We start from the raw sequence: 23,016 nt of genomic DNA, 5'->3' as shown, positions 1-23,016 counted from the left end.
ATTATTTCTTTTTTTGTAAATCCTTAACTAATTCTTCTCGGGAGGTGATTATTTTATCCAATGCCAAAAACGCTTCAATATTTCCACGTTTGAATCTTTTTTTACCCGTATCAGGAGTACAACTAAGTGCTAATCCGAGAGTTGTATAATCTCCGTATTGCAATCTTTCTTCTAATAGGCTAATTTCTTCTTGAGTTTTTTGTCCGTTTGTTAGGACATTACTATTTTTCTCCATAGTTTTGTCTTATTGTCGCGACAAAGATAGTTAAAATAATAACTAATTTACACTTAATGGATAGAATAATAACTCCAATTAAAGAACGAATATTGCAATACGCTGAATACAAAGGACTTGTAAAGGAAAAATTTATTGAAGATTTGGGTATGACCTATGGAAATTTCAAAGGCAAGCACAAATACACTACAGTAAATTCTGATTTTTTAGATACTCTTTTGTCTACCTACCCAGATATTAATATAGAATGGGTGATTACTGGAGAAGGTGACATGGAAAAAAACACGGATCCTCATCCATCTGACACAGATTTAAATATTCAGACTAATGACACTAATTTATTTCTAAATGAAGCAAAGCTTTTCGATGATTCTCAAGAACCTGAAGTACTATTCAATTCCAACGGAAATAAATATTATATCTATTCAGATGGCACAATTAGAATTGAGGTTATCAAAGTTCCTTTTAACGCATATGCCTCATATGTAGAATCTTACCATGACGAAGTTGTCTTAAAAGAAGAATTTTCTACAATGGCATTTAAGGTTGACCACATTGGCCGGGGCAATTATGTTGGCTTTGAATCTATTGGTGACAGCATGTGGAATAATGGCGGGTTCGACACTCCCTCTGGCGCCGACATATTAGGGAGGGAAGTAGGAAAACATTTATGGTTAAACGGATTTCACAAAACACGATACGGATTTGTAATCATCTCAAAGAAAGGAATTTGGCACAAAGATATCACCGAATTAAAAGACAATGGTAAAATCACTTTATCTTCAAGAAATCCCCTTTCCAAACCTTTTGACTGCTCACTTAATGATATAATACAGATATTTCACGTGATAAAACGATCATTTTAAACACAACAATATAAAAATCAACAACATAACTTCATTTTTACTTTTATCATTTTGGTATTATCCCTACACACATAGATACTTTAATAACCATAACTTGTCTATTTTTTGGAATACATGGCATTTTATGTGTGTTTTTTTATCTTTTTATCTAACTGCAACACTAACCCCAAAACTAACCGCAATTTTTTTTTGTTCGTATTTCAATAAGTTTTGATCTGGTTACTTTGAGGCATAAAAAAAACCGTTTAAAAGATGTTTTAAACGGTATTAAGAGTAATCAAAATCGTTGTTTTTAAGGCTTTTCAGGTAGTTTTTGGGAGCACCAATATAACAGAATAGTATTAGCATTTAAAGCCTTTAATAAATGACATTTGAAAGACCTTTAATAAACACTTAATTACTTTTCGATTGTAGTTGCATTCAGGATGCCCCTCCTCAAGTAGCTGATTTTATTGGGGTTTTCAGGTTCTTTTTGATTAGTGTATTAATACTTTTGGTTATTCGTGTTATAAATGCGAAAGGGAAAAAAGACCGTTATACATTATTATCCAATAAAATTCTTCTTTTGTTACGAGAATATTACAGTGTATACAAACCTCAGTTGTATTTGTTTGAAGGTCAGTTTAAAGAACAATATAGCAGCCGAAGCGCACAAGCCATTTTACAAATAGCAGCCCGAAAATCGGGAATTACAAAACGGATTAGTTTGCATACCTTACGGCATAGTTTTGCAACTCACCTGTTAGAATCAGGAACTGATTTACGATATATTCAGGATTTATTAGGACATAGCAATCCAAAAACAACTATGATTTACACACATGTATCAAGCAATTCATTACAAAAAATCATCAATCCCTTCGATATGTAAGAAATAATTTTATTTTTGTAATGCAATAAAACGCAAAAAAACATGCGCATAACATGCCAATATAGTATAAAACAGGCTAAATTTATTCGCATATAAATTAGTTACAGGGCAGTTATGCCGAAATTACGCAGATGAAAACAATCAGAAAATAAGCATTGATTCCGCAAGAAGTTTACAAAGCAGAAGCGTGAAAATTGGAATCGATAGCAGAAGTCGGAAAGTTGGAGTCTGAAAACAGAAGCGTGAAAAGCAGAAACCTGAAAATCGGAATTTGCCAACGGAAACTTGAAAAGCAGAAACTTGATTTTTTTTTGCGCAGATTTTTAAAACGAAAAGAAAATATTTGAAATAATGAACCGAAAATTACGAGCAGAAAAGCAGAAACGTGAAAATTGGATTTTGCCAACAAAAGCGTGAAAGTTTTGTGTGAAAATCGTAATTTCGACAAAAATAACCGCCCTGTAACACACGCTACAACGGATTTGGGCAATTGGCTTAATTTAAAAATGGTCTTGTATTTGAAAGATTTGGCAAATCCGAAAATAGAGCTTAATTTAGTCCCAAACCCGCTGTAGCGCGAGAACGTTGGCAGAGATTTTGGAGCAGAAAAAACGAAAATAAATAATATGAAAAAAAGTCTTTTAATTTTTATTTTATTACAAAGCCTAAATGTATTTTGCCAAGATAGTTTGGAAATTAATAAAAATTGGACGAAATTAAAACAACAACTAAAGTTACGAACGGAAATTACTTTGGAAATAACTAAACAACTTCAGAAGTCGAAAAAGATTGACAAAGTAGAATTAAAAAACACCGAACTTTATGCAGAAGAATTAAAACTTACTTGTGAAGACAACATCTTAAATAAAAGTAAAGTAGATTTAACCAAAGAAAAGAATGGAAAATTAACTACATCGCTAACTCATACTTTAGTTAATTTAGAATTTGACACTAAACTTAAAAACAAAGAAGAAACGCAATCGCTAATTGACCAATTACTTATGATTGAAACACAACTTTGTATTGAAACTAATAAGTATAATAAAAGTTGTAAAGAATATAGTAAAGAAGAATTAATTTTCGACATTCACTGTGAAAATGAACCTCCAAAAGTAACAAAAGAATAAAAACCATCTGCCAACACACGCTACAACGGATTTGGGCAATTGGCTTAATGGAAAGTTGGTTTTGTATTTGGAAGATTTGGCAAATCCGAAAATAGGGATTAATTTAGTCCCAAACCCGCTGTAGCGCGGGAACGTTGGTGGCAATATTGCCTGAAAATCGGAGAAACTAAGTGAAATAAAACTAAACTTAAAAAAATTATTGTGGAATTACCAAAATTTGAATTTAGTCCAAATGCATATGAACTAGATGTTTTTGAAAAAGAAGACGGAATTTGTTCTTGTTGTAACGAAAATAGAAACCTAAAATATACAGGCTCATTTTACAGCCAAGAAGAACCTGATTATATTTGTGCTTGGTGTATTGAAAGTGGAAAAGCGGCAGAAATTTTTAAAGGAGAATTTAACGATTATGCAGGAATTGAAAATTCAGAAAATATTGCTGAGGAATTGTTATTAAAAGTTAGCGAAAAAACTCCAAGTTATATAAGTTGGCAACAAGAAGTTTGGCTTTCACATTGTAATCAACCTTGTAGATTAATAAGTTATGCAGATTCTAAAACAATTGAACCACTATTAGACGAATTAAATGATGACATCGAAAATAACGGTTATGAACCAGAAATGATAAAAGAACACTTATCAAAAGACGGAAGTTTAGTTGGTTATTTATTTCAGTGTGTGAATTGCGGACAACATAGATTACACGTTGATTGCGACTAAAAAATACTGCCACCAACACACGCTACAAGCAAGCTGGGCAATTGGCTTAATTTGAAAATAGTTTGTATTTGATGCATTTGTTTTTAACCGAAAGAATACGCATCTTTAATCCCAGCCTGCGTGTAGCGCGGGAACGTCAGGCTGTGAAAAAACCTCCTTTTCCAGTTAAAACCTCTAGATTTTACTCTACTGTAATTCAAATAAAGCCTTATATTGAATCACTTTTTTTAGGCTGCTAATTTCTCGGGATAAAAATTAGTTGTTGTATGAAGCTTTAAATAACTCGTTTTTAGTAAAAACAAGACTTTTGCCTTGTAGGGTGAATTCCATTTTTGAAGTTTTGCAATAAGTTCGGGAACGCCCAGTATATTGATACTGCGTTTGATGTTATAGACCAACATAATTAAGCTGTGTTCTCCGTTTACTTTTTCCAATCCTGTTAAATTAGTGTGATTATAGCCCCATTGCCGTTTGATAGTCCCAAAGATATGCTCGTTGATTTCCTGACGCTTGCGGTAGAGCTGTGGATTTGCGTGATAACGTTTGTTGTTTTCTTCTACGGCATCAGCATATTGACTGCGGTCTATATCTCGTCCAGCCACTCTGCTGGTACATAACTGCTTTACGGGACACTCCCTGCACTTGGATGTTCGGTATCTCTTGAATTCATAACTATCGCTATCGGTTTTCTTGTGCCAGTGACCTGTGGTTTTAAGCGTTTCTCCCTCAGGGCAAGTGTAGGTGTCGGTGGTTTGGTCGTATTGGAACTTCGAGATCAAATAACCCTCAGCTATCCTTTCTTTATTTTTCCCCTGTTCGGGCTGTGCTACAATTGTAGTGATGTTCGCTTTTTTGCAGATTTCTATTTGTTTGCCATTATGATAGCCTTTGTCCACTAATGCAGTATAAGTTTCAATTCCTAAATTTTCTTTGGCTTCTATGGCAATGGCAGATAAAGCGCTACGATCGTTCTTGTTGATCGTATGAGTGGCTACCACAAGATTGTGTTTGGCATCGACTGCAGCCTGCATATTAAATGAGATTTCAACCACTTGCCCTTGCACTAATAGGGCTCTGGCATCGCTATCGGTGGTGCTTATTTGAGGTTCGCCACTTGCTTGTAGTTTTTCTTCCAGTAATTCATAGCGGATTTTGTTTTGTTTTAAACGTTCTATTTTCTGCTTGATGTTTTTGATTTTTTCAGGGTTATGCTTTGCATCATTTTCTTCCAAAGCATCAAGGTATTGCTGGGTTTTGATTTCGATATACTCTAAATGTTTATCTATTTTCTTTTGATTGAAATTAGCTTTACGGCTATTGTGCGCTCGGCTTTTAGTTCCATCAATAGCAATGGTTTCCCCTGCTATTAAATCGGCATCTTTCAAGAAAACGACAAAGAGTTTGAACAAGTTTTTTAATGCTGCAGGATTGTTCTTTCTAAAATCAGATATGCTGTGGTAGTTCGGTCGAATGTCTTCTAACAACCACTGCATTTCAATGTTTCTAAAACATTCTTTTTCCAGTTTGCGGCTACTTCTTAATCCATTGAGATAGCCGTATAAATAGATTTTCAAAAACACTTTGATATTATAGCTCGGTCGACCTTCTGATTTAATAGAAGTAACTGTAAAACCAAGTTTTTCCAAATCTAAAAAGGTTACAAAAGCATCTATAAAACGTACTTGATTATCGGCAGATATTGCATCTTCTAAACTTGAAAAACGCATTTGTTGGCGGGAAATTCCTTGTATATGTTGCATTACGAAAAATACGAAAAATCCTGTTTTTAAACAATACTTTTCTATATTTGTTTACAACAAAACGGAAGTTTTTTCACAGACTGACGTTACCAGCAATTATGCCGTTGAATTGAAGATCATAATTATATCATAAGAAACAAAACTTAAGTCTTATTTTTAAATGAAGAAATATTTCATAACAATAATGTCATTTTTTCAATATGTCATAAATGCTCAGTCTGATAACTGCTTAAAATTGTATTCTCCAGCTAGTCGAAGTACAGTAATTTCTCTAAAATTAGAAGAAAATGAAATGAATGATTTTAAAGCTGAAGTTAAAAGAATAAATTGGAAATATATTAGAGCTAATGTCATTTTAATGTATATTACCTTACCTGATAACAAAAATAAATTGAGTTTTGACACTTCATTTCCTGAGTTTACTCAAGATAAATACACCTATTTTTATCCTAAAACTGACTTCAAAAATTATTTTCCGAGTAATTTTAATACAAAACTTTCATATCTAAAATATGATGACGAAATTAATATTGAACTTAACGAATTTAAAAACATAATCAACTACATCAAGAAAGATATTTCATCAAAAATAAATACTGAAAAATTTGATTATTATTTTGCAGATAAAAGAGAAGAACCATATGAAACCAAAGAATATGGAAGCACATCAAGAATATATAATAATGAAAATAAAATTGTTGGACAAGTACATAAATTCATAGGGAATAAAGCTATCACAGGTCATACAAACTGCGATAAAATTGATTATTGCAGAGTAACTATAGATAATTCAGAACAAAATAAAGTCTACTTTATTAATATGAAAGATTTAAAAAATAATTCAATTCTCCCTATCAAAGAAGGAACGGTTTTCTTTATGAAAAGACCAATAGATTTATTGAGATTAGAATACTGCAAATTATATTTATTGATGTATAATTATGCAAAAAAACATAATGGGACAATTTCAATTGCACTATGATAAAATAACTGCTGGTAACAGCCACTACAACGGATTTGGGCAATAGGCTTAATGGGAAAATGGTTTTGTATTTGGAATATTTGGCAAATCCGAAGAATGGGCTTAATTTAGTCCCAAACCCGCTGTAGTGCCAAGACGTTATGCATCAGCTTGGTTGTAGTCGTCAGAAAAATAACCCGAAGGAATCAATCCAATTAACCTATCATAATCATAACCACATTTTGAAGTATAGTGTAAGTCAAAATCTTCTAAATCATCAAAAACTTGACTGCCATCAAAGTCTAATAATTTATCCTTTACTGTGTTGTAAAATGAAAAACTTTTTTTGTCATCGAGATAAACTCCTTTTATTTCTAAAAATCTAATCATAATTTTTATATTTATTAGTTAATATTGTGATTGAAAAGAAAAGCCGAACGCATAACAGCAGTTACACAATACCAGCCGAATATACGCAACCGCTTAGGCTGGCATCGTGTAGCTGCGGAACGTTAGGCGTGAGTTACGCCGAAATTACGCAGATGAAAACAATTAGAAAATGAATTGGTTTCCTCAAGAAGTTTACAAAGCAGAAGCGTGAAAGTTGGAATTTAGAAGCGAAAATCTGAAAAGCTAAAAGTTGAAAGTTGGAATCTAAAAAACAGAAACGTGAAAAGCGGAAACGTGAAAGTTGGAATCTGAAAAGTAGAAACTTGAAAAGCGGAAGCGTGAAAGTTGGAATCTGAAAAGTAGAAACTTGAAAAGCGGAAGCGTGAAAGTTGGAATCTGAAAAGTGGAAACTTGAAAAGCTGAAGTGTAAAAGTTGGAGTCTAAAAAGTAGAAACTTGAAAAGCGGAAGCGTGAAAGCAGAAACTTGAAAAGCAGAAACTTGAAAAATAGAAGCGTTAAAAATTTGAGGTTTAATAGTAATTCCGACAAAACAACCCCCGCCTAACAGCCGTTTGGCAAGATTGGGGTTTTAGGCTGAATTTAAAAATGGTTTTGTATTTGGAAAATTTGGGTTTAACCGAAAAATTACGCATCTTTATTCCCCAACCTCGCATTCTATGGCAAAATCCAAGTAAAAAACGCTAAAATTATGCTGCAAATTTTTGAATGTTTACATAAGGTGTTCCGCGGTTAATAGTTGCAAAAATTCGCCCCAATAGTTTGCATCTTATATTATTTAAAACCAACATTTTCGATTTCCCTTCGCCTACTTTCCGTGCATAATATTGTTTGAGTTCCGCGTCGTGTTTTTTGCTATTTAAAGCACACATATTCAGTAACGATTTTAGTTTTTTATCTGCTAGATGATTGACCTTTGTCCTTCCTTTTATAGAACTTCCAGAACTGTATTGAAATGGAGCCACTCCAGCATAACAAGCCACTTGTCGCCAGTTTTCGAAGGATTGAAACGATTTGGTAACTAAGATAATATACAAGGCAGTTTGTGGCCCAACCCCTGGAATACTTTGAATGAGCTCGTTCTGCAATTTGAGCTGCTCATTGGATTGAATGATTTCTTTCATTTTCCTTTCTACTTTTTCGATTGCTTTTTGAAGTTGTTTAATAACTACTTTATTAATTTTTAAAACATCACCCATAGCTTCTTTGGGAATATAACCGATTCCTTCACTGGTACTTCCAATGATACGCAAGCTTTTAAGTAGTTTTTCACGTTCTGTAAAAAGTAATTTAAGTTCCATTAATGATAACTCTGGAAGCTGTGTTAATCGCAACTTGTGCAAATGTGTTAAGGTATAAAATGCAATATCTTTAGAGTCATTTTTATCAGTTTTCCCTCTGGAGATTCCTTTGCTGCGTTTGATTTCAATGGCGGGAATCATCCAATAATCGATCTTGTACCGTGTCAAATAACATCCCAAAGGAAGTGAATAAACACCCGTATCTTCAAAGCTGATCAACACCTCTTCTAAAGCAATTTTTCGATTGTTTAGCTGCTTTACAATCTCTTTAATTCCTTTGTTGTCGTTACTTACCACAAAGTGAACTATTTTCTTTCCTAATGGCTTCTCAAGAAAAGTGACGTCTAATTTTGACTTAGAAACATCAATCCCTACAAAAAATAAATACTTTTTCATACATTTGATTTTAAGTGAAATAAAAAGTTGAATTTGCTTTAAAGCCTTTATTAGACCCGTTGTCTATCATTCTATTTGAAGCCATTCAACAAAACTCAAGGAGGAGCAGAAGACTAATGCGAGGTATGGATCATGAGTCTGGCCAAGCGCGTAGTTCACTTCTGCTTTCCTTTGAGAAATTTACAAAATTTATGCTTTACAAAGTAAAGGCCAAGCGCCAAAACGTTGGGCGACAGCAACGAGCAACCGAAAAAAACGACAATATTTGTTTCTTAAAAAGGAAACTTATATCTTTACAGAAAATATAAGATTAGTGAAAAATGGATTATAAATTTAAAGTTGAGTTTCTTGAACCCGTTTTAGAGTTTTTAGAAAATCTAGACCCGAAATCTAGAGAAAAAATACTTTATAATATTTGGAAATCAAGAAGCGTAAACGATAATGAATTATTCAAAAAACTCGATGGAGAGATTTGGGAATTTAGAACTTTATATAACAAACAATATTTGAGACTTTTTGCCTTTTGGGATAAATCAGATAAAAAGGATACAGTTGTTATTTCTACTCACGGAATTATAAAGAAAACTGACAAAACTCCGAAAGTAGAAATTGAAAGAGCAGAATCATTACGAGTAAAATATTTTAACGAAAAGAAATAAGATTATGAAAACATATAGTTTAGATGAAGTAACAGATAAATTCGTTGGAGCAAAAGGAACAACAAATAGAGAAAATTTCGAAAACGAATTGAAAATTGATTTAATTGGTCAAACCATTAAACAAATTCGTAAAGAGAGAAACTTGACACAAGAACAATTAGGAGAATTAGTTGGTGTAAAAAAAGCTCAAATTTCAAAAATTGAAAATAGCTTGACTGACGCAAGATTTGACACAATAATTAAAGTTTTTAAAGCCTTAAATGCGAAAATTAATTTTAATGTAGAATTGTTAAATCAGAATGTAGCAATCCACTAAAAAAATTGCCGATCGCCCAACACACGCTACAAGCAATTTGGGTATTTGGCTTAATTTGAAGTTGGTTTTGTATTTGGAAGATTTGGCAAATCCGAAAAATGGGCTTAATTTAGTCCCAAACTGCTTGTAGCGCGGGAACGTCAGGCTGTGAAAAAACCTCCTTTTCCAGTTAAAACCTCTAGATTTTACTTTACTGTAATTCAAATAAAGCCTTATATTGAATCACTTTTTTTAGGCTGCTAATTTCTCGGGATAAAAATTAGTTGTTGTATGAAGCTTTAAATAACTCGTTTTTAGTAAAAACAAGACTTTTGCCTTGTAGGGTGAATTCCATTTTTGAAGTTTTGCAATAAGTTCGGGAACGCCCAGTATATTGATACTGCGTTTGATGTTATAGACCAACATAATTAAGCTGTGTTCTCCGTTTACTTTTTCCAATCCTGTTAAATTAGTGTGATTATAGCCCCATTGCCGTTTGATAGTCCCAAAGATATGCTCGTTGATTTCCTGACGCTTGCGGTAGAGCTGTGGATTTGCGTGATAACGTTTGTTGTTTTCTTCTACGGCATCAGCATATTGACTGCGGTCTATATCTCGTCCAGCCACTCTGCTGGTACATAACTGCTTTACGGGACACTCCCTGCACTTGGATGTTCGGTATCTCTTGAATTCATAACTATCGCTATCGGTTTTCTTGTGCCAGTGACCTGTGGTTTTAAGCGTTTCTCCCTCAGGGCAAGTGTAGGTGTCGGTGGTTTGGTCGTATTGGAACTTCGAGATCAAATAACCCTCAGCTATCCTTTCTTTATTTTTCCCCTGTTCGGGCTGTGCTACAATTGTAGTGATGTTCGCTTTTTTGCAGATTTCTATTTGTTTGCCATTATGATAGCCTTTGTCCACTAATGCAGTATAAGTTTCAATTCCTAAATTTTCTTTGGCTTCTATGGCAATGGCAGATAAAGCGCTACGATCGTTCTTGTTGATCGTATGAGTGGCTACCACAAGATTGTGTTTGGCATCGACTGCAGCCTGCATATTAAATGAGATTTCAACCACTTGCCCTTGCACTAATAGGGCTCTGGCATCGCTATCGGTGGTGCTTATTTGAGGTTCGCCACTTGCTTGTAGTTTTTCTTCCAGTAATTCATAGCGGATTTTGTTTTGTTTTAAACGTTCTATTTTCTGCTTGATGTTTTTGATTTTTTCAGGGTTATGCTTTGCATCATTTTCTTCCAAAGCATCAAGGTATTGCTGGGTTTTGATTTCGATATACTCTAAATGTTTATCTATTTTCTTTTGATTGAAATTAGCTTTACGGCTATTGTGCGCTCGGCTTTTAGTTCCATCAATAGCAATGGTTTCCCCTGCTATTAAATCGGCATCTTTCAAGAAAACGACAAAGAGTTTGAACAAGTTTTTTAATGCTGCAGGATTGTTCTTTCTAAAATCAGATATGCTGTGGTAGTTCGGTCGAATGTCTTCTAACAACCACTGCATTTCAATGTTTCTAAAACATTCTTTTTCAAGTTTGCGGCTACTTCTTAATCCATGGAGATAGCCGTATAAATAGATTTTCAAAAACACTTTGATATTATAGCTCGGTCGACCTTCTGATTTAATAGAAGTAACTGCAAAACCAAGTTTTTCCAAATCTAAAAAGGTTACAAAAGCATCTATAAAACGTACTTGATTATCGGCAGATATTGCATCTTCTAAACTTGAAAAACGCATTTGTTGGCGGGAAATTCCTTGTATATGTTGCATTACGAAAAATACGAAAAATCCTGTTTTTAAACAATACTTTTCTATATTTGTTTACAACAAAACGGAAGTTTTTTCACAGACTGACGTTACAAGCAAGCGTAAAAAAACTAAACTCAAACTATATAACTTAATAAAAGAAATGGAAATACTGATAATAACTGGTCCACCATACTCAGGAAAAGGAACTCAATGTGAAATTTTAAAAAAAGAACTAAAATTTGAGCATATCTCAACAGGAGATAGATGTCGCTTAGAAAAACAGAATGAAACGGAAATTGGAAGAATAATGTGTGAGTATGAAGAAAAAGGAGATTTAGTTCCAGACTCTATAATGAAAAATCTTTTTAGTAAAATATTGGATGAAAATATTTCAAATAAGGGAATAATTTTAGACGGTTATCCTAGAACAAACGCGCAAGTAAATGATCTGTTAGAACTTATTGAATCTAAAGATTTGAAAATTGGAAAAGTAATTAATATTAATGTTCCAAAATTAGAACTTTTAAAAAGAGCAAAAAAACGAGCTGAAACTTCTGACCGAAAGGATGATAAAGATGCTGAAATACATATAAAAAGAATTGAAGTTTTTGAAGATTCAACGAGACCAGCAATTGAATATATGAAATATAAATTAAACGTTTTGACTTTTGATGGATTAGGAACAATTGACGAAATTACAAACCGTGTAAAAGCCAGCTTGTAACAGGCGTTTGGCAAGATTGCGAATTTTGTAGTAAATTCAAATTTACATTTCGCAAGAAATTTTATCTTTAACAGAAAATAATCGATTCCGAAGCTCGCAACCTCGCATTCTATGGCAAAATCCAAGTAAAAAACGCTAAAATTATGCTGCAAATTTTTGAATGTTTACATAAGGTGTTCCGCGGTTAATAGTTGCAAAAATTCGCCCCAATAGTTTGCATCTTATATTATTTAAAACCAACATTTTCGATTTCCCTTCGCCTACTTTCCGTGCATAATATTGTTTGAGTTCCGCGTCGTGTTTTTTGCTATTTAAAGCACACATATTCAGTAACGATTTTAGTTTTTTATCTGCTAGATGATTGACCTTTGTCCTTCCTTTTATAGAACTTCCAGAACTGTATTGAAATGGAGCCACTCCAGCATAACAAGCCACTTGTCGCCAGTTTTCGAAGGATTGAAACGATTTGGTAACTAAGATAATATACAAGGCAGTTTGTGGCCCAACCCCTGGAATACTTTGAATGAGCTCGTTCTGCAATTTGAGCTGCTCATTGGATTGAATGATTTCTTTCATTTTCCTTTCTACTTTTTCGATTGCTTTTTGAAGTTGTTTAATAACTACTTTATTAATTTTTAAAACATCACCCATAGCTTCTTTGGGAATATAACCGATTCCTTCACTGGTACTTCCAATGATACGCAAGCTTTTAAGTAGTTTTTCACGTTCTGTAAAAAGTAATTTAAGTTCCATTAATGATAACTCTGGAAGCTGTGTTAATCGCAACTTGTGCAAATGTGTTAAGGTATAAAATGCAATATCTTTAGAGTCATTTTTATCAGTTTTCCCTCTGGAGATTCCTTTGCTGCGTTTGATTTCAATGGCGGGAATCATCCAATAATCGATCTTGTACCGTGTCAAATAACATCCCAAAGGAAGTGAATAAACACCCGTATCTTCAAAGCTGATCAACACCTCTTCTAAAGCAATTTTTCGATTGTTTAGCTGCTTTACAATCTCTTTAATTCCTTTGTTGTCGTTACTTACCACAAAGTGAACTATTTTCTTTCCTAATGGCTTCTCAAGAAAAGTGACGTCTAATTTTGACTTAGAAACATCAATCCCTACAAAAAATAAATACTTTTTCATACATTTGATTTTAAGTGAAATAAAAAGTTGAATTTGCTTTAAAGCCTTTATTAGACCCGTTGTCTATCATTCTATTTGAAGCCATTCAACAAAACTCAAGGAGGAGCAGAAGACTAATGCGAGGTATGGATCATGAGTCTGGCCAAGCGCGTAGTTCACTTCTGCTTTCCTTTGAGAAATTTACAAAATTTATGCTTTACAAAGTAAAGGCCAAGCTGCGGGACGTCAGGCTGTGAAAAAACTAAAATCAACGTCTTGAGAATCTCATATTTGAGATTTTTCTCCGGTAGCTCTCCGAATACTTTCTAAATTTGAAGAGGTTTTTTCACAGACTGACGTTACAGGCAAGTTGAACCAAAATTGCGCAGAAAAGCCAAATTTTGCTGAATCCTAAAAAAGTAAATAAAACAGAGTTCTAATTATGAAAAAAATATTGGTTTTAGGTGCATTTGTTATTCTCGTTTTATCAGTACTTTACTATCGTGAATTTGAAAATTATTACGAAAGCGGAGAAAATGATTCTTTTGAAATTAAAGTTGGTCAAGAATTTCATATTCGACTTTATGAAAATGGTTCGACAGGCTATTCAAATTGTTGGCTAAATGAACAGAACAATCCTTTATTGAAAAAAGTAAAAGAAGAATACTCTCAAAGTTTAAATGCTCGATTGGGATATATTGGTTCGGGAGGTTTAATTGAAATGACATTTAAAGGATTAAAAGTCGGTGTTGACACAATAAAAATTGCAAATTGCTCATTTAGAGATGGGGAAAAATGTACCGATTACAATACAGAAAACACAAAAAGCGATAACGAATTTATAATTAAAATAACTGACTGAAAAACAGAAACGTGAAAGTTGCATTTAAAATCATAATTCCAACAAAACAACCTGCCTGTAACACACGCTACAACGGATTTGGGCAATTGGCTTAATGGAAAGTTGGTTTTGTATTTGTGATGATTTGGCAAATCCGAAAATAGAGCTTAATTTAGTCCCAAACCCGCTGTAGCGCGAGAACGTCAGGCTGTGAAAAAACCTCCTTTTCCAGTTAAAACCTCTAGATTTTACTTTACTGTAATTCAAATAAAGCCTTATATTGAATCACTTTTTTTAGGCTGCAAATTTCTCGGGATAAAAATTAGTTGTTGTATTAAGCTTTAAATACCTCCTTTTTATTAAAAACAAGACTTTTGCCTTGTAAGGGGAGTTCCATTTTTGAAGTTTTGCAATAAGTTCGGGAACGCCCAGTATATTGATACTACGTTTGATGTTATAGACCAACATAATTAAGCTGTGTTCTCCGTTTACTTTTTCCAATCCTGTTAAATTAGTGTGATTATAGCCCCATTGCCGTTTGATAGTCCCAAAGATATGCTCGTTGATTTCCTGACGCTTGCGGTAGAGCTGTGGATTTGCGTGATAACGTTTGTTGTTTTCTTCTACGGCATCAGCATATTGACTGCGGTCTATATCTCGTCCAGCCACTCTGCTGGTACATAACTGCTTTACGGGACACTCCCTGCACTTGGATGTTCGGTATCTCTTGAATTCATAACTATCGCTATCAGTTTTCTTGTGCCAGTGACCTGTGGTTTTAAGCGTTTCTCCCTCAGGGCAAGTGTAGGTGTCGGTGGTTTGGTCGTATTGGAACTTCGAGATCAAATAACCCTCAGCTATCCTTTCTTTATTTTTCCCCTGTTCGGGCTGTGCTACAATTGTAGTGATGTTCGCTTTTTTGCAGATTTCTATTTGTTTGCCATTATGATAGCCTTTGTCCACTAATGCAGTATAAGTTTCAATTCCTAAATTTTCTTTGGCTTCTATGGCAATGGCAGATAAAGCGCTACGATCGTTCTTGTTGATCGTATGAGTGGCTACCACAAGATTGTGTTTGGCATCGACTGCAGCCTGCATATTAAATGAGATTTCAACCACTTGCCCTTGCACTAATAGGGCTCTGGCATCACTATCGGTGGTGCTTATTTGAGGTTCGCCACTTGCTTGTAGTTTTTCTTCCAGTAATTCATAGCGGATTTTGTTTTGTTTTAAACGTTCTATTTTCTGCTTGATGTTTTTGATTTTTTCAGGGTTATGCTTTGCATCATTTTCTTCCAAAGCATCAAGGTATTGCTGGGTTTTGATTTCGATATACTCTAAATGTTTATCTATTTTCTTTTGATTGAAATTAGCTTTACGGCTATTGTGCGCTCGGCTTTTAGTTCCATCAATAGCAATGGTTTCCCCTGCTATTAAATCGGCATCTTTCAAGAAAACGACAAAGAGTTTGAACAAGTTTTTTAATGCTGCAGGATTGTTCTTTCTAAAATCAGATATGCTGTGGTAGTTCGGTCGAATGTCTTCTAACAACCACTGCATTTCAATGTTTCTAAAACATTCTTTTTCCAGTTTGCGGCTACTTCTTAATCCATTGAGATAGCCGTATAAATAGATTTTCAAAAACACTTTGATATTATAGCTCGGTCGACCTTCTGATTTAATAGAAGTAACTGCAAAACCAAGTTTTTCCAAATCTAAAAAGGTTACAAAAGCATCTATAAAACGAACCTGATTATCGGCAGATATTGCATCTTCTAAACTTGAAAAACGCATTTGTTGGCGGGAAATTCCTTGTATATGTTGCATTACGAAAAATACGAAAAATCCTGTTTTTAAACAATACTTCCCTATATTTGTTTACAACAAAACGGAAGTTTTTTCACAGACTGACGTTAGCCACAATTTATGACCGAACAAGAACTTGAAATATTATTATCAGAAAGATGTAAAACGCTTGACTTAAAAAGAAAAGCTTTTGAATCTCTTGACGACATATTTACCGAAAACTCTAATGATAAAGATTTTCTAGGAGGTTTTGAGCGTACTGAAATTAAACCAATATTTGACGGATTTAAATATCAAACTGACAGAAGGCACGGTAGCACAATTATTAGAACAAGAATAGGATTATATGTTGAGAACCAAAATTGGCTCGAAAATATAGAACAGATTGGTTATTACGAATTTGAAACAGATTTATATGGCGAAGTATTGGACGACTGGTTCGTAATTGAAGAAGAAAAATTTTTGAAAGACATCGGAATAATTTCGCACTTTCAAAGTATGAACAAAAAACTTCCAGTTAAATATTTAAGGAGAAACCATCTCCAATATGAGTTTGTAACTTATATTTCTTTAGTTGGAACACTTTTTATGAGTAAGGAATTTGAAGGTGCAGGACGGTTTGTTCAAAGAGCATATACATATTTAGAAACGAAATCAGATTTACTCGACAAAGATTATCTAAAAGACAGTAAAAAATTTCTAAAAATGATAAAGGAGTATTTGTTGGGAAATGAATTAGTCTCAGAAAAACTGAAAGAAGAACTAACTGAAAATAAAAACTGTGGCTAACAGGCGTTTGGCAAGATTGCGAATTTTTTAGTAAATACACGTTTATTTCTCGCAAGAAATTTTATCTTTGATAGAAAATAATCGGTTCCGAAGTTCGCAACCTCGCATTCTATGGCAAAATCCAAGTAAAAAACGCTAAAATTATGCTGCAAATTTTTGAATGTTTACATAAGGTGTTCCGCGGTTAATAGTTGCAAAAATTCGCCCCAATAGTTTGCATCTTATATTATTTAAAACCAACATTTTCGATTTCCCTTCGCCTACTTTCCGTGCATAATATTGTTTGAGTTCCGCGTCGTGTTTTTTGCTATTTAAAGCACACATATTCAGTAACGATTTTAGTTTTTTATCTGCTAGATGATTGACCTTTGTCCTTCCTTTTATAGAACTTCCAGAACTGTATTGAAATGGAGCCACTCCAGCATAACAAGCCACTTGTCGCCAGTTTTCGAAGGATTGAAACGATTTGGTAACTAAGATAATATACAAGGCAGTTTGTGGCCCAACCCCTGGAATACTTTGAATGAGCTCGTTCTGCAATTTGAGCTGCTCATTGGATTGAATGATTTCTTTCATTTTCCTTTCTACTTTTTCGATTGCTTTTTGAAGTTGTTTAATAACTACTTTATTAATTTTTAAAACATCACCCATAGCTTCTTTGGGAATATAACCGATTCCTTCACTGGTACTTCCAATGATACGCAAGCTTTTAAGTAGTTTTTCACGTTCTGTAAAAAGTAATTTAAGTTCCATTAATGATAACTCTGGAAGCTGTGTTAATCGCAACTTGTGCAAATGTGTTAAGGTATAAAATGCAATATCTTTAGAGTCATTTTTATCAGTTTTCCCTCTGGAGATTCCTTTGCTGCGTTTGATTTCAATGGCGGGAATCATCCAATAATCGATCTTGTACCGTGTCAAATAACATCCCAAAGGAAGTGAATAAACACCCGTATCTTCAAAGCTGATCAACACCTCTTCTAAAGCAATTTTTCGATTGTTTAGCTGCTTTACAATCTCTTTAATTCCTTTGTTGTCGTTACTTACCACAAAGTGAACTATTTTCTTTCCTAATGGCTTCTCAAGAAAAGTGACGTCTAATTTTGACTTAGAAACATCAATCCCTACAAAAAATAAATACTTTTTCATACATTTGATTTTAAGTGAAATAAAAAGTTGAATTTGCTTTAAAGCCTTTATTAGACCCGTTGTCTATCATTCTATTTGAAGCCATTCAACAAAACTCAAGGAGGAGCAGAAGACTAATGCGAGGTATGGATCATGAGTCTGGCCAAGCGCGTAGTTCACTTCTGCTTTCCTTTGAGAAATTTACAAAATTTATGCTTTACAAAGTAAAGGCCAAGCGCCGGAACGTTAGTGGCTAGTTTGCCAAAAAACCGCAAAAAACAGAAAATAACAAAAAGAATATGATTGGATTATACATAAATTGGGATTTTGACTCTGAAATAGTTAACATTTTTGGGTTTCCATTAAAATATTACGGACTTTTATTTGGTGGTGGTTTGCTTTTGAGTACTTACATACTAAAAGGAATTTACAAAAGAGAAAATTTAAAAGATAATGCACACGAAGCATTGTTCATATATGGAATAATCGGAATATTTGTTGGAGCAAGACTTGGACATTGTTTATTTTATGACTTTGAATATTATTCAAAAAATATTTTAGAAATGTTTTTACCAATAAAAATAAATCAAGTTGGAGAAATAAAATTTATTGGTTATAGCGGATTAGCAAGCCACGGAGGAACAATAGGACTTATTATTTCTCTTTTTTTATATTCAAAAAAATATGAAATAAAATATCTTAAAATACTAGATTTAATTGCTATAGTTGCGCCACTTGGAGCAACATTTATTAGACTTGCTAATTTGATGAACTCTGAAATGATTGGTAATCCGACAACAATGCCTTGGGCATTTATTTTTAGAAAAGTTGACAATTTACCAAGACATCCAGCCCAACTTTATGAAGCAATTGCATATTTTATAATTTTTATTATAATTTTCACTGTTTACAAAACTAAAAACATAAAGTTAGGAAATGGATTTATGTTTGGCTTGGCAATTACTTTAATTTTTACAATGAGAATTTTAATCGAGTATGTAAAAGTAAATCAAGTGGAATTTGAAGAAGGAATGAAATTAAATATGGGACAAATTTTGAGTATTCCATTTATTATATTCGGAATATATTTTATGGGGAAAAATTTAATAAAAAAAGAAACCGAACAAAAAACCAGCCACTAACAGCAGTTTGGCAAAATGGCGGATTCAGTGCTAAATTGAACATTTGGTTTTCAAATGAACATTAGTGCTAAATTGAAAGTAAGTGCTTCTAAATCCGCCACTTCGCCAAGCTGCAAAACGTCAGGCTGTGAAAAAACCTCCTTTTCCAGTTAAAACCTCTAGATTTTACTCTACTGTAATTCAAATAAAGCCTTATATTGAATCACTTTTTTTAGGCTGCTAATTTCTCGGGATAAAAATTAGTTGTTGTATGAAGCTTTAAATAACTCGTTTTTAGTAAAAACAAGACTTTTGCCTTGTAGGGTGAGTTCCATTTTTGAAGTTTTGCAATAAGTTCGGGAACGCCCAGTATATTGATACTGCGTTTGATGTTATAGACCAACATAATTAAGCTGTGTTCTCCGTTTACTTTTTCCAATCCTGTTAAATTAGTGTGATTATAGCCCCATTGCAGTTTGATAGTCCCAAAGATATGCTCGTTGATTTCCTGACGCTTGCGGTAGAGTTGTGGGTTTTCATCATAACGTTTATTATTTTCTTTTACTGCATCGGCATATTGGCTGCGGTCTATTTCCCTGCCTGCTGCTCTACTGGTACATAAATGTTTTACAGGACATTCTTTGCATTTTGGGGTTCGGTACTTTTTAAAATTATAGCTGTCTTTATCCGTAGTTTTTTTATGCCAACTACCAGTAGTTTTTAGTATTTCACCTTGTGGGCAAGTATAAGTATCGGTCATTTTATCGTATCGAAACCTGGCAACCAGGTAATCCTTAGTTGTACCTTTTTCGTTACTTTTTCCTTGTTCGGGTTGCGCTACAATTGTAGTGATATTGGCTTGTTTGCAAATTTCTATTTGTTTCCCATTATGGTAGCCTTTATCTACCAAAGCGGTATAAGTTTCAATTCCTAAATTTTCTTTGGCTTCTATGGCAATGGCAGATAAAGCGCTACGATCGTTCTTGTTGATGGTATGAGTGGCTACCACAAGATTGTGTTTGGCATCGACTGCAGCCTGAATGTTAAATGAGATTTCAACCACTTGCCCTTGTACTAATAGGGCTCTGGCATCGCTATCGGTGGTGCTTATTTGAGGTTCGCCACTTGCTTCTAGTTTTTCTTCCAGTAATTCATAGCGGATTTTGTTTTGTTTTAAACGTTCTATTTTTTGCTGGATGTTTTTGATTTTTTCAGGGTTATGCTTTGCATCATTTTCTTCCAAAGCATCAAGGTATTGCTGGGTTTTGATTTCGATATACTCTAAATGTTTATCTATTTTCTTTTGATTGAAATTAGCTTTACGGCTATTGTGCGCTCGGCTTTTAGTTCCATCAATAGCAATGGTTTCCCCTGCTATTAAATCGGCATCTTTCAAGAAAACGACAAAGAGTTTGAACAAGTTTTTTAATGCTGCAGGATTGTTCTTTCTAAAATCAGATATGCTGTGGTAGTTCGGTCGAATGTCTTCTAACAACCACTGCATTTCAATGTTTCTAAAACATTCTTTTTCCAGTTTGCGGCTACTTCTTAATCCATTGAGATAGCCGTATAAATAGATTTTCAAAAACACTTTGATATTATAGCTCGGTCGACCTTCTGATTTAATAGAAGTAACTGCAAAACCAAGTTTTTCCAAATCTAAAAAGGTTACAAAAGCATCTATAAAACGTACTTGATTATCGGCAGATATTGCATCTTCTAAACTTGAAAAACGCATTTGTTGGCGGGAAATTCCTTGTATATGTTGCATTACGAAAAATCCTGTTTTTAAACAATACTTTTCTATATTTGTTACTAATCAACGGAAGTTTTTTCACAGACTGACGTTATGTGAGATTCCAAAAAAAATACAGAATCATTTGAAAAGTTACCATTTTTTGGTAACTTAGCTAAAAAAATTATGGGACGAAATACTTCTATATCGCTTGGTAATCATTTCGAAAGTTTTATCGAACACAGTGTAAATGATGGAAGATTCAATAACGCAAGTGAAGTTGTCAGAGCCGGTCTTCGTCTTTTAGAAGATGAGGAAAATAAAATTGTAGCTTTAAGAAAAGCGATTAATGATGGAATTGAAAGTGGACGTGCAGTAGATTTTGATGCTAAAAAACATCTTAATGTCTTAAAAGCAAGAAAAACATCAAATGGCTAAATATTATTTAACAAATAAAGCTGTTGATGACTTAACTGAAATTTGGGATTATACAATCGAAACTTGGTCAGAGATGCAAGCTGAAAAGTATTACGATTTACTTTTGGCATCATGTGATGATCTAGCAAATAATCCAGAACTTGGTAGAAACTATGATATAGTTACGAAAGGAATATTAGGTTTTAAATCAGGTGAACATATTATCTTCTACTCAATTATATCAAAGAACGAAATAGAAATCGCAAGAATTCTTCATGGAATGATGGATTTGAAAAGCAGACTATAAGGAACCTCACATAATCGAGTAGACGGCTCCGCCCCACACGGAACGGAGTGCGCCTCTCACACTACCGGGCGTACGGATCACGTACTCGGCGGTTCGCAAAGTGATGGATTAAATTCGATATAAACATCGGTTAGAGATTGATAAACTCGCTGTTTTAAACGTTTTAAGGTAATGGTCGTACTCAAAATAGGACTCTGTGCAATTGCCCAACCGCCTTTGCGAGTGCGACTAAAAGCATAGGCGTGGTCTTGACTTACACCCAATCGTATGAGATTCTTTCTCTTTCTTTCAGGCTTCTTCCAATCGTGCCAAATACAGTACTGAAGTTGGTTTCTGAGTCAGCTGTCTAAATCCCGTAATATCATAATTACAATTTTGACTTTCACATTTTTTGAATGTACAAAAAAAATGGATATGCAAACAAAAAGTAGAGAAAAAGTTAAGCTACATTTTTGTAATTAGTTAATTTATTAAATTCTTCAATAGTTTTATAGTTCAAAGCAGAGTGCCTTCTTTTTTTATTGTACCAAATTTCGATGTATTCAAAAATTTCAAGTTCCATTTGTTCTTTAGTAATTAGTTTATTCCCATAAATTAATTCTGTTTTTAGTGATTTGAAAAAACTTTCTGCAACAGCATTATCCCAGCAATCTCCTTTACGGCTCATACTTCTAGTGACAGTTTTAAAAGAGTCAAGCATATTAGTAAAGCTTTTATTAGCATATTGAATTCCTCTGTCGGAGTGGAATATTAATTCATTTGTAATTTTTCGATTTTTAAGTGCCATTTTCCAAGCTGTTAATGTAGTTTGTTTAGTACTCAAACCATTGCTTAGACTCCAGCCAATTATTTTTCTGTCGAACAAATCCAAAATAATTGTGAGATACAAAAATCCGTCCTTTGTTTGAATATATGTTATATCTGAAACCCAAGCTTTAGATGGTTCCTTCACCGTAAATTCTCTTTTTAAGATATTTGGAACAACAAAATGATTATGTTTTGAATTGGTTGTTACTTTAAATTTTTTACTCAATTTACTGTACAAACCTAATTGCTTCATGTATTTAGCGACTGTTATTCTAGATATTTGATATCCTATATTTTGAAGTTCTAAAGTAATTCTTGGACTTCCATATCGCTGTTTGGTATTAAAATATATTGAAGTTATTGCTTCTTTTATTAAAATCACTCGTTTTTGCCTTTCTGAAACAATCTGTTTTTTCCATTTATAGTAACTGCTGTTGCTTACTGCTAAAACTTTGCACATCTTTTCAATCGAATATATTTTTTCATGGTCTTTTATGAAAAGATAAATCATCGACCTCCCTTGGAAAAGATGCTTATTGCCTTTTTTAAGATATCACGTTCTAATTCTGCTTCTTTTAATTTTTTTTCAAGTTCATGAATTTTTTCTTGTTCGGGACTTAGTTTTAAATTGCCTTTTCCAGGAAAACTTCCCGTTCCAAATTCTTGATAATCTTGGCGCCATTTATAAAGCAAAGCAGCTGTAATACCAAGTTCCTTGGCAAGTAGAGAGATATTATCTCTTTCATAACTTAATTGGACTGCTTTCTCTTTGAAAATGCGGTCGTAATTTTTACGATTTTCTTTCATGGTCTAAAGTTAAGATTTTGTCCTTAACTAGAACTCCACGCTA

The 23,016-nt window shown here is 33.6% G+C and carries 23 protein-coding genes and 1 pseudogene; 13 read left to right on the top strand and 11 right to left on the bottom strand.

Going from position 1 to position 23,016, the window contains the following annotated elements; translation table 11 throughout:
* Nucleotide 1: 1 nt before the first annotated feature.
* A complete protein-coding gene (locus BXU10_RS05305; protein ID WP_031457072.1) occupies nt 2–235 on the bottom strand; it encodes a hypothetical protein in 234 nt (77 codons plus the stop codon).
* A 56-nt stretch (nt 236–291) separates the two neighbouring features.
* Here BXU10_RS05305 and BXU10_RS05300 point away from each other — a divergent pair, with 56 nt between their 5' ends.
* The 4 genes from BXU10_RS05300 to BXU10_RS05280 all read left to right on the top strand — a co-directional run bounded on the left by BXU10_RS05300 (nt 292) and on the right by BXU10_RS05280 (nt 3,819).
* On the top strand, nt 292–1,101 hold the full coding sequence (locus tag BXU10_RS05300) for a hypothetical protein (RefSeq protein WP_078226428.1): 810 nt from the start codon (nt 292–294) through the stop codon (nt 1,099–1,101).
* Nucleotides 1,102–1,573: 472 nt separating this feature from the next.
* Nucleotides 1,574–1,972 (top strand): tyrosine-type recombinase/integrase, encoded by a 399-nt coding sequence (locus tag BXU10_RS05295; RefSeq protein WP_304529077.1) that lies wholly within the window; start codon nt 1,574–1,576, stop codon nt 1,970–1,972.
* Between the two features lie 626 nt (nt 1,973–2,598).
* Complete coding sequence (locus BXU10_RS05285; RefSeq protein WP_078226425.1) at nt 2,599–3,099, top strand: hypothetical protein; 501 nt, start codon at nt 2,599–2,601, stop codon at nt 3,097–3,099.
* A 201-nt stretch (nt 3,100–3,300) separates the two neighbouring features.
* A complete protein-coding gene (locus tag BXU10_RS05280) occupies nt 3,301–3,819 on the top strand; it encodes a CbrC family protein (protein WP_078226424.1) in 519 nt (172 codons plus the stop codon).
* A gap of 227 nt (nt 3,820–4,046) precedes the next feature.
* Here the strand turns inward: BXU10_RS05280 and BXU10_RS05275 are convergent, their stop codons facing one another.
* Entirely contained in the window at nt 4,047–5,579 is a 1,533-nt protein-coding gene (locus tag BXU10_RS05275) for an IS1182 family transposase (protein ID WP_078226423.1), read from the bottom strand.
* Between the two features lie 160 nt (nt 5,580–5,739).
* Here BXU10_RS05275 and BXU10_RS05270 point away from each other — a divergent pair, with 160 nt between their 5' ends.
* Complete coding sequence (locus BXU10_RS05270; protein WP_123921951.1) at nt 5,740–6,561, top strand: hypothetical protein; 822 nt, start codon at nt 5,740–5,742, stop codon at nt 6,559–6,561.
* A 138-nt stretch (nt 6,562–6,699) separates the two neighbouring features.
* Here the strand turns inward: BXU10_RS05270 and BXU10_RS05265 are convergent, their stop codons facing one another.
* Nucleotides 6,700–6,930 (bottom strand): hypothetical protein, encoded by a 231-nt coding sequence (locus tag BXU10_RS05265; RefSeq protein ID WP_078226421.1) that lies wholly within the window; start codon nt 6,928–6,930, stop codon nt 6,700–6,702.
* 707 nt (nt 6,931–7,637) lie between these two features.
* Entirely contained in the window at nt 7,638–8,645 is a 1,008-nt protein-coding gene (locus BXU10_RS05260; protein ID WP_078225959.1) for a transposase, read from the bottom strand.
* 320 nt (nt 8,646–8,965) lie between these two features.
* Between BXU10_RS05260 and BXU10_RS05250 the strand changes: the two genes are divergently transcribed.
* A complete protein-coding gene (locus BXU10_RS05250; protein WP_078226419.1) occupies nt 8,966–9,304 on the top strand; it encodes a type II toxin-antitoxin system RelE/ParE family toxin in 339 nt (112 codons plus the stop codon).
* Nucleotides 9,305–9,308: 4 nt separating this feature from the next.
* Nucleotides 9,309–9,620 (top strand): helix-turn-helix domain-containing protein, encoded by a 312-nt coding sequence (locus tag BXU10_RS05245; RefSeq protein WP_078226418.1) that lies wholly within the window; start codon nt 9,309–9,311, stop codon nt 9,618–9,620.
* A gap of 231 nt (nt 9,621–9,851) precedes the next feature.
* On the opposite strand, the gene BXU10_RS05240 is transcribed toward BXU10_RS05245, so the two are convergent.
* Nucleotides 9,852–11,384 (bottom strand): IS1182 family transposase, encoded by a 1,533-nt coding sequence (locus BXU10_RS05240; RefSeq protein WP_078226417.1) that lies wholly within the window; start codon nt 11,382–11,384, stop codon nt 9,852–9,854.
* Between the two features lie 139 nt (nt 11,385–11,523).
* Between BXU10_RS05240 and BXU10_RS05235 the strand changes: the two genes are divergently transcribed.
* Nucleotides 11,524–12,087 carry a nucleoside monophosphate kinase gene (locus tag BXU10_RS05235; RefSeq protein WP_078226416.1) on the top strand — a complete coding sequence of 188 codons (564 nt, stop codon included), beginning with the start codon at nt 11,524–11,526 and terminating at the stop codon, nt 12,085–12,087.
* 141 nt (nt 12,088–12,228) lie between these two features.
* Here the strand turns inward: BXU10_RS05235 and BXU10_RS05230 are convergent, their stop codons facing one another.
* Entirely contained in the window at nt 12,229–13,236 is a 1,008-nt protein-coding gene (locus BXU10_RS05230; protein WP_078225959.1) for a transposase, read from the bottom strand.
* 421 nt (nt 13,237–13,657) lie between these two features.
* On the opposite strand from BXU10_RS05230, the gene BXU10_RS05225 reads away from it, so the two are divergent.
* The gene (locus BXU10_RS05225) at nt 13,658–14,077 is read left to right on the top strand and encodes a protease inhibitor I42 family protein (protein WP_078226415.1); all 420 of its coding nucleotides are present in this window, start codon (nt 13,658–13,660) and stop codon (nt 14,075–14,077) included.
* Between the two features lie 273 nt (nt 14,078–14,350).
* On the opposite strand, the gene BXU10_RS05220 is transcribed toward BXU10_RS05225, so the two are convergent.
* Nucleotides 14,351–15,883, bottom strand: coding sequence for an IS1182 family transposase (locus tag BXU10_RS05220; RefSeq protein WP_223255389.1), 1,533 nt, complete (start codon nt 15,881–15,883; stop codon nt 14,351–14,353).
* A 99-nt stretch (nt 15,884–15,982) separates the two neighbouring features.
* Between BXU10_RS05220 and BXU10_RS05215 the strand changes: the two genes are divergently transcribed.
* Nucleotides 15,983–16,651: a hypothetical protein gene (locus BXU10_RS05215; protein WP_078226414.1), complete on the top strand. Its 669-nt coding sequence runs from the start codon at nt 15,983–15,985 to the stop codon at nt 16,649–16,651.
* Nucleotides 16,652–16,792: 141 nt separating this feature from the next.
* On the opposite strand, the gene BXU10_RS05210 is transcribed toward BXU10_RS05215, so the two are convergent.
* The gene (locus tag BXU10_RS05210; protein WP_078225959.1) at nt 16,793–17,800 is read right to left on the bottom strand and encodes a transposase; all 1,008 of its coding nucleotides are present in this window, start codon (nt 17,798–17,800) and stop codon (nt 16,793–16,795) included.
* Nucleotides 17,801–18,078: 278 nt separating this feature from the next.
* On the opposite strand from BXU10_RS05210, the gene lgt reads away from it, so the two are divergent.
* Entirely contained in the window at nt 18,079–18,921 is an 843-nt protein-coding gene (gene lgt / locus BXU10_RS05205; protein WP_078226413.1) for a prolipoprotein diacylglyceryl transferase, read from the top strand.
* Between the two features lie 211 nt (nt 18,922–19,132).
* On the opposite strand, the gene BXU10_RS05200 is transcribed toward lgt, so the two are convergent.
* Complete coding sequence (locus BXU10_RS05200) at nt 19,133–20,671, bottom strand: IS1182 family transposase (protein WP_078226412.1); 1,539 nt, start codon at nt 20,669–20,671, stop codon at nt 19,133–19,135.
* Nucleotides 20,672–20,821: 150 nt separating this feature from the next.
* On the opposite strand from BXU10_RS05200, the gene BXU10_RS05195 reads away from it, so the two are divergent.
* Nucleotides 20,822–21,073: a type II toxin-antitoxin system ParD family antitoxin gene (locus BXU10_RS05195; RefSeq protein ID WP_078226411.1), complete on the top strand. Its 252-nt coding sequence runs from the start codon at nt 20,822–20,824 to the stop codon at nt 21,071–21,073.
* A complete protein-coding gene (locus BXU10_RS05190; protein WP_078226410.1) occupies nt 21,066–21,359 on the top strand; it encodes a type II toxin-antitoxin system RelE/ParE family toxin in 294 nt (97 codons plus the stop codon). Before BXU10_RS05195 ends, BXU10_RS05190 begins: the two co-directional genes overlap by 8 nt.
* Before the next feature lie 77 nt (nt 21,360–21,436).
* Here BXU10_RS05190 and BXU10_RS25165 read toward each other — a convergent pair.
* Together BXU10_RS25165 and BXU10_RS05180 are read right to left on the bottom strand one after the other, a co-directional pair.
* Nucleotides 21,437–21,697 (bottom strand): annotated as a pseudogene (locus tag BXU10_RS25165) (group II intron reverse transcriptase/maturase); the annotation flags it as partial.
* A 101-nt stretch (nt 21,698–21,798) separates the two neighbouring features.
* Nucleotides 21,799–22,973, bottom strand: a protein-coding gene (locus BXU10_RS05180) for an IS3 family transposase (RefSeq protein WP_223255388.1) whose coding sequence is annotated in 2 segments (ribosomal slippage) — nt 21,799–22,718 and nt 22,718–22,973 — 1,176 coding nt in all. Because the reading frame shifts where the segments join, the coding sequence is not laid out codon by codon here.
* Nucleotides 22,974–23,016: the final 43 nt, after the last annotated feature.

It is taken from the genome of Flavobacterium sp. LM4, from assembly GCF_002017935.1.
In the GTDB taxonomy this organism is placed as follows: Bacteria; Bacteroidota; Bacteroidia; order Flavobacteriales; family Flavobacteriaceae; genus Flavobacterium; species Flavobacterium chungangense.
This window is presented reverse-complemented; position numbering and strand designations above follow the sequence as displayed.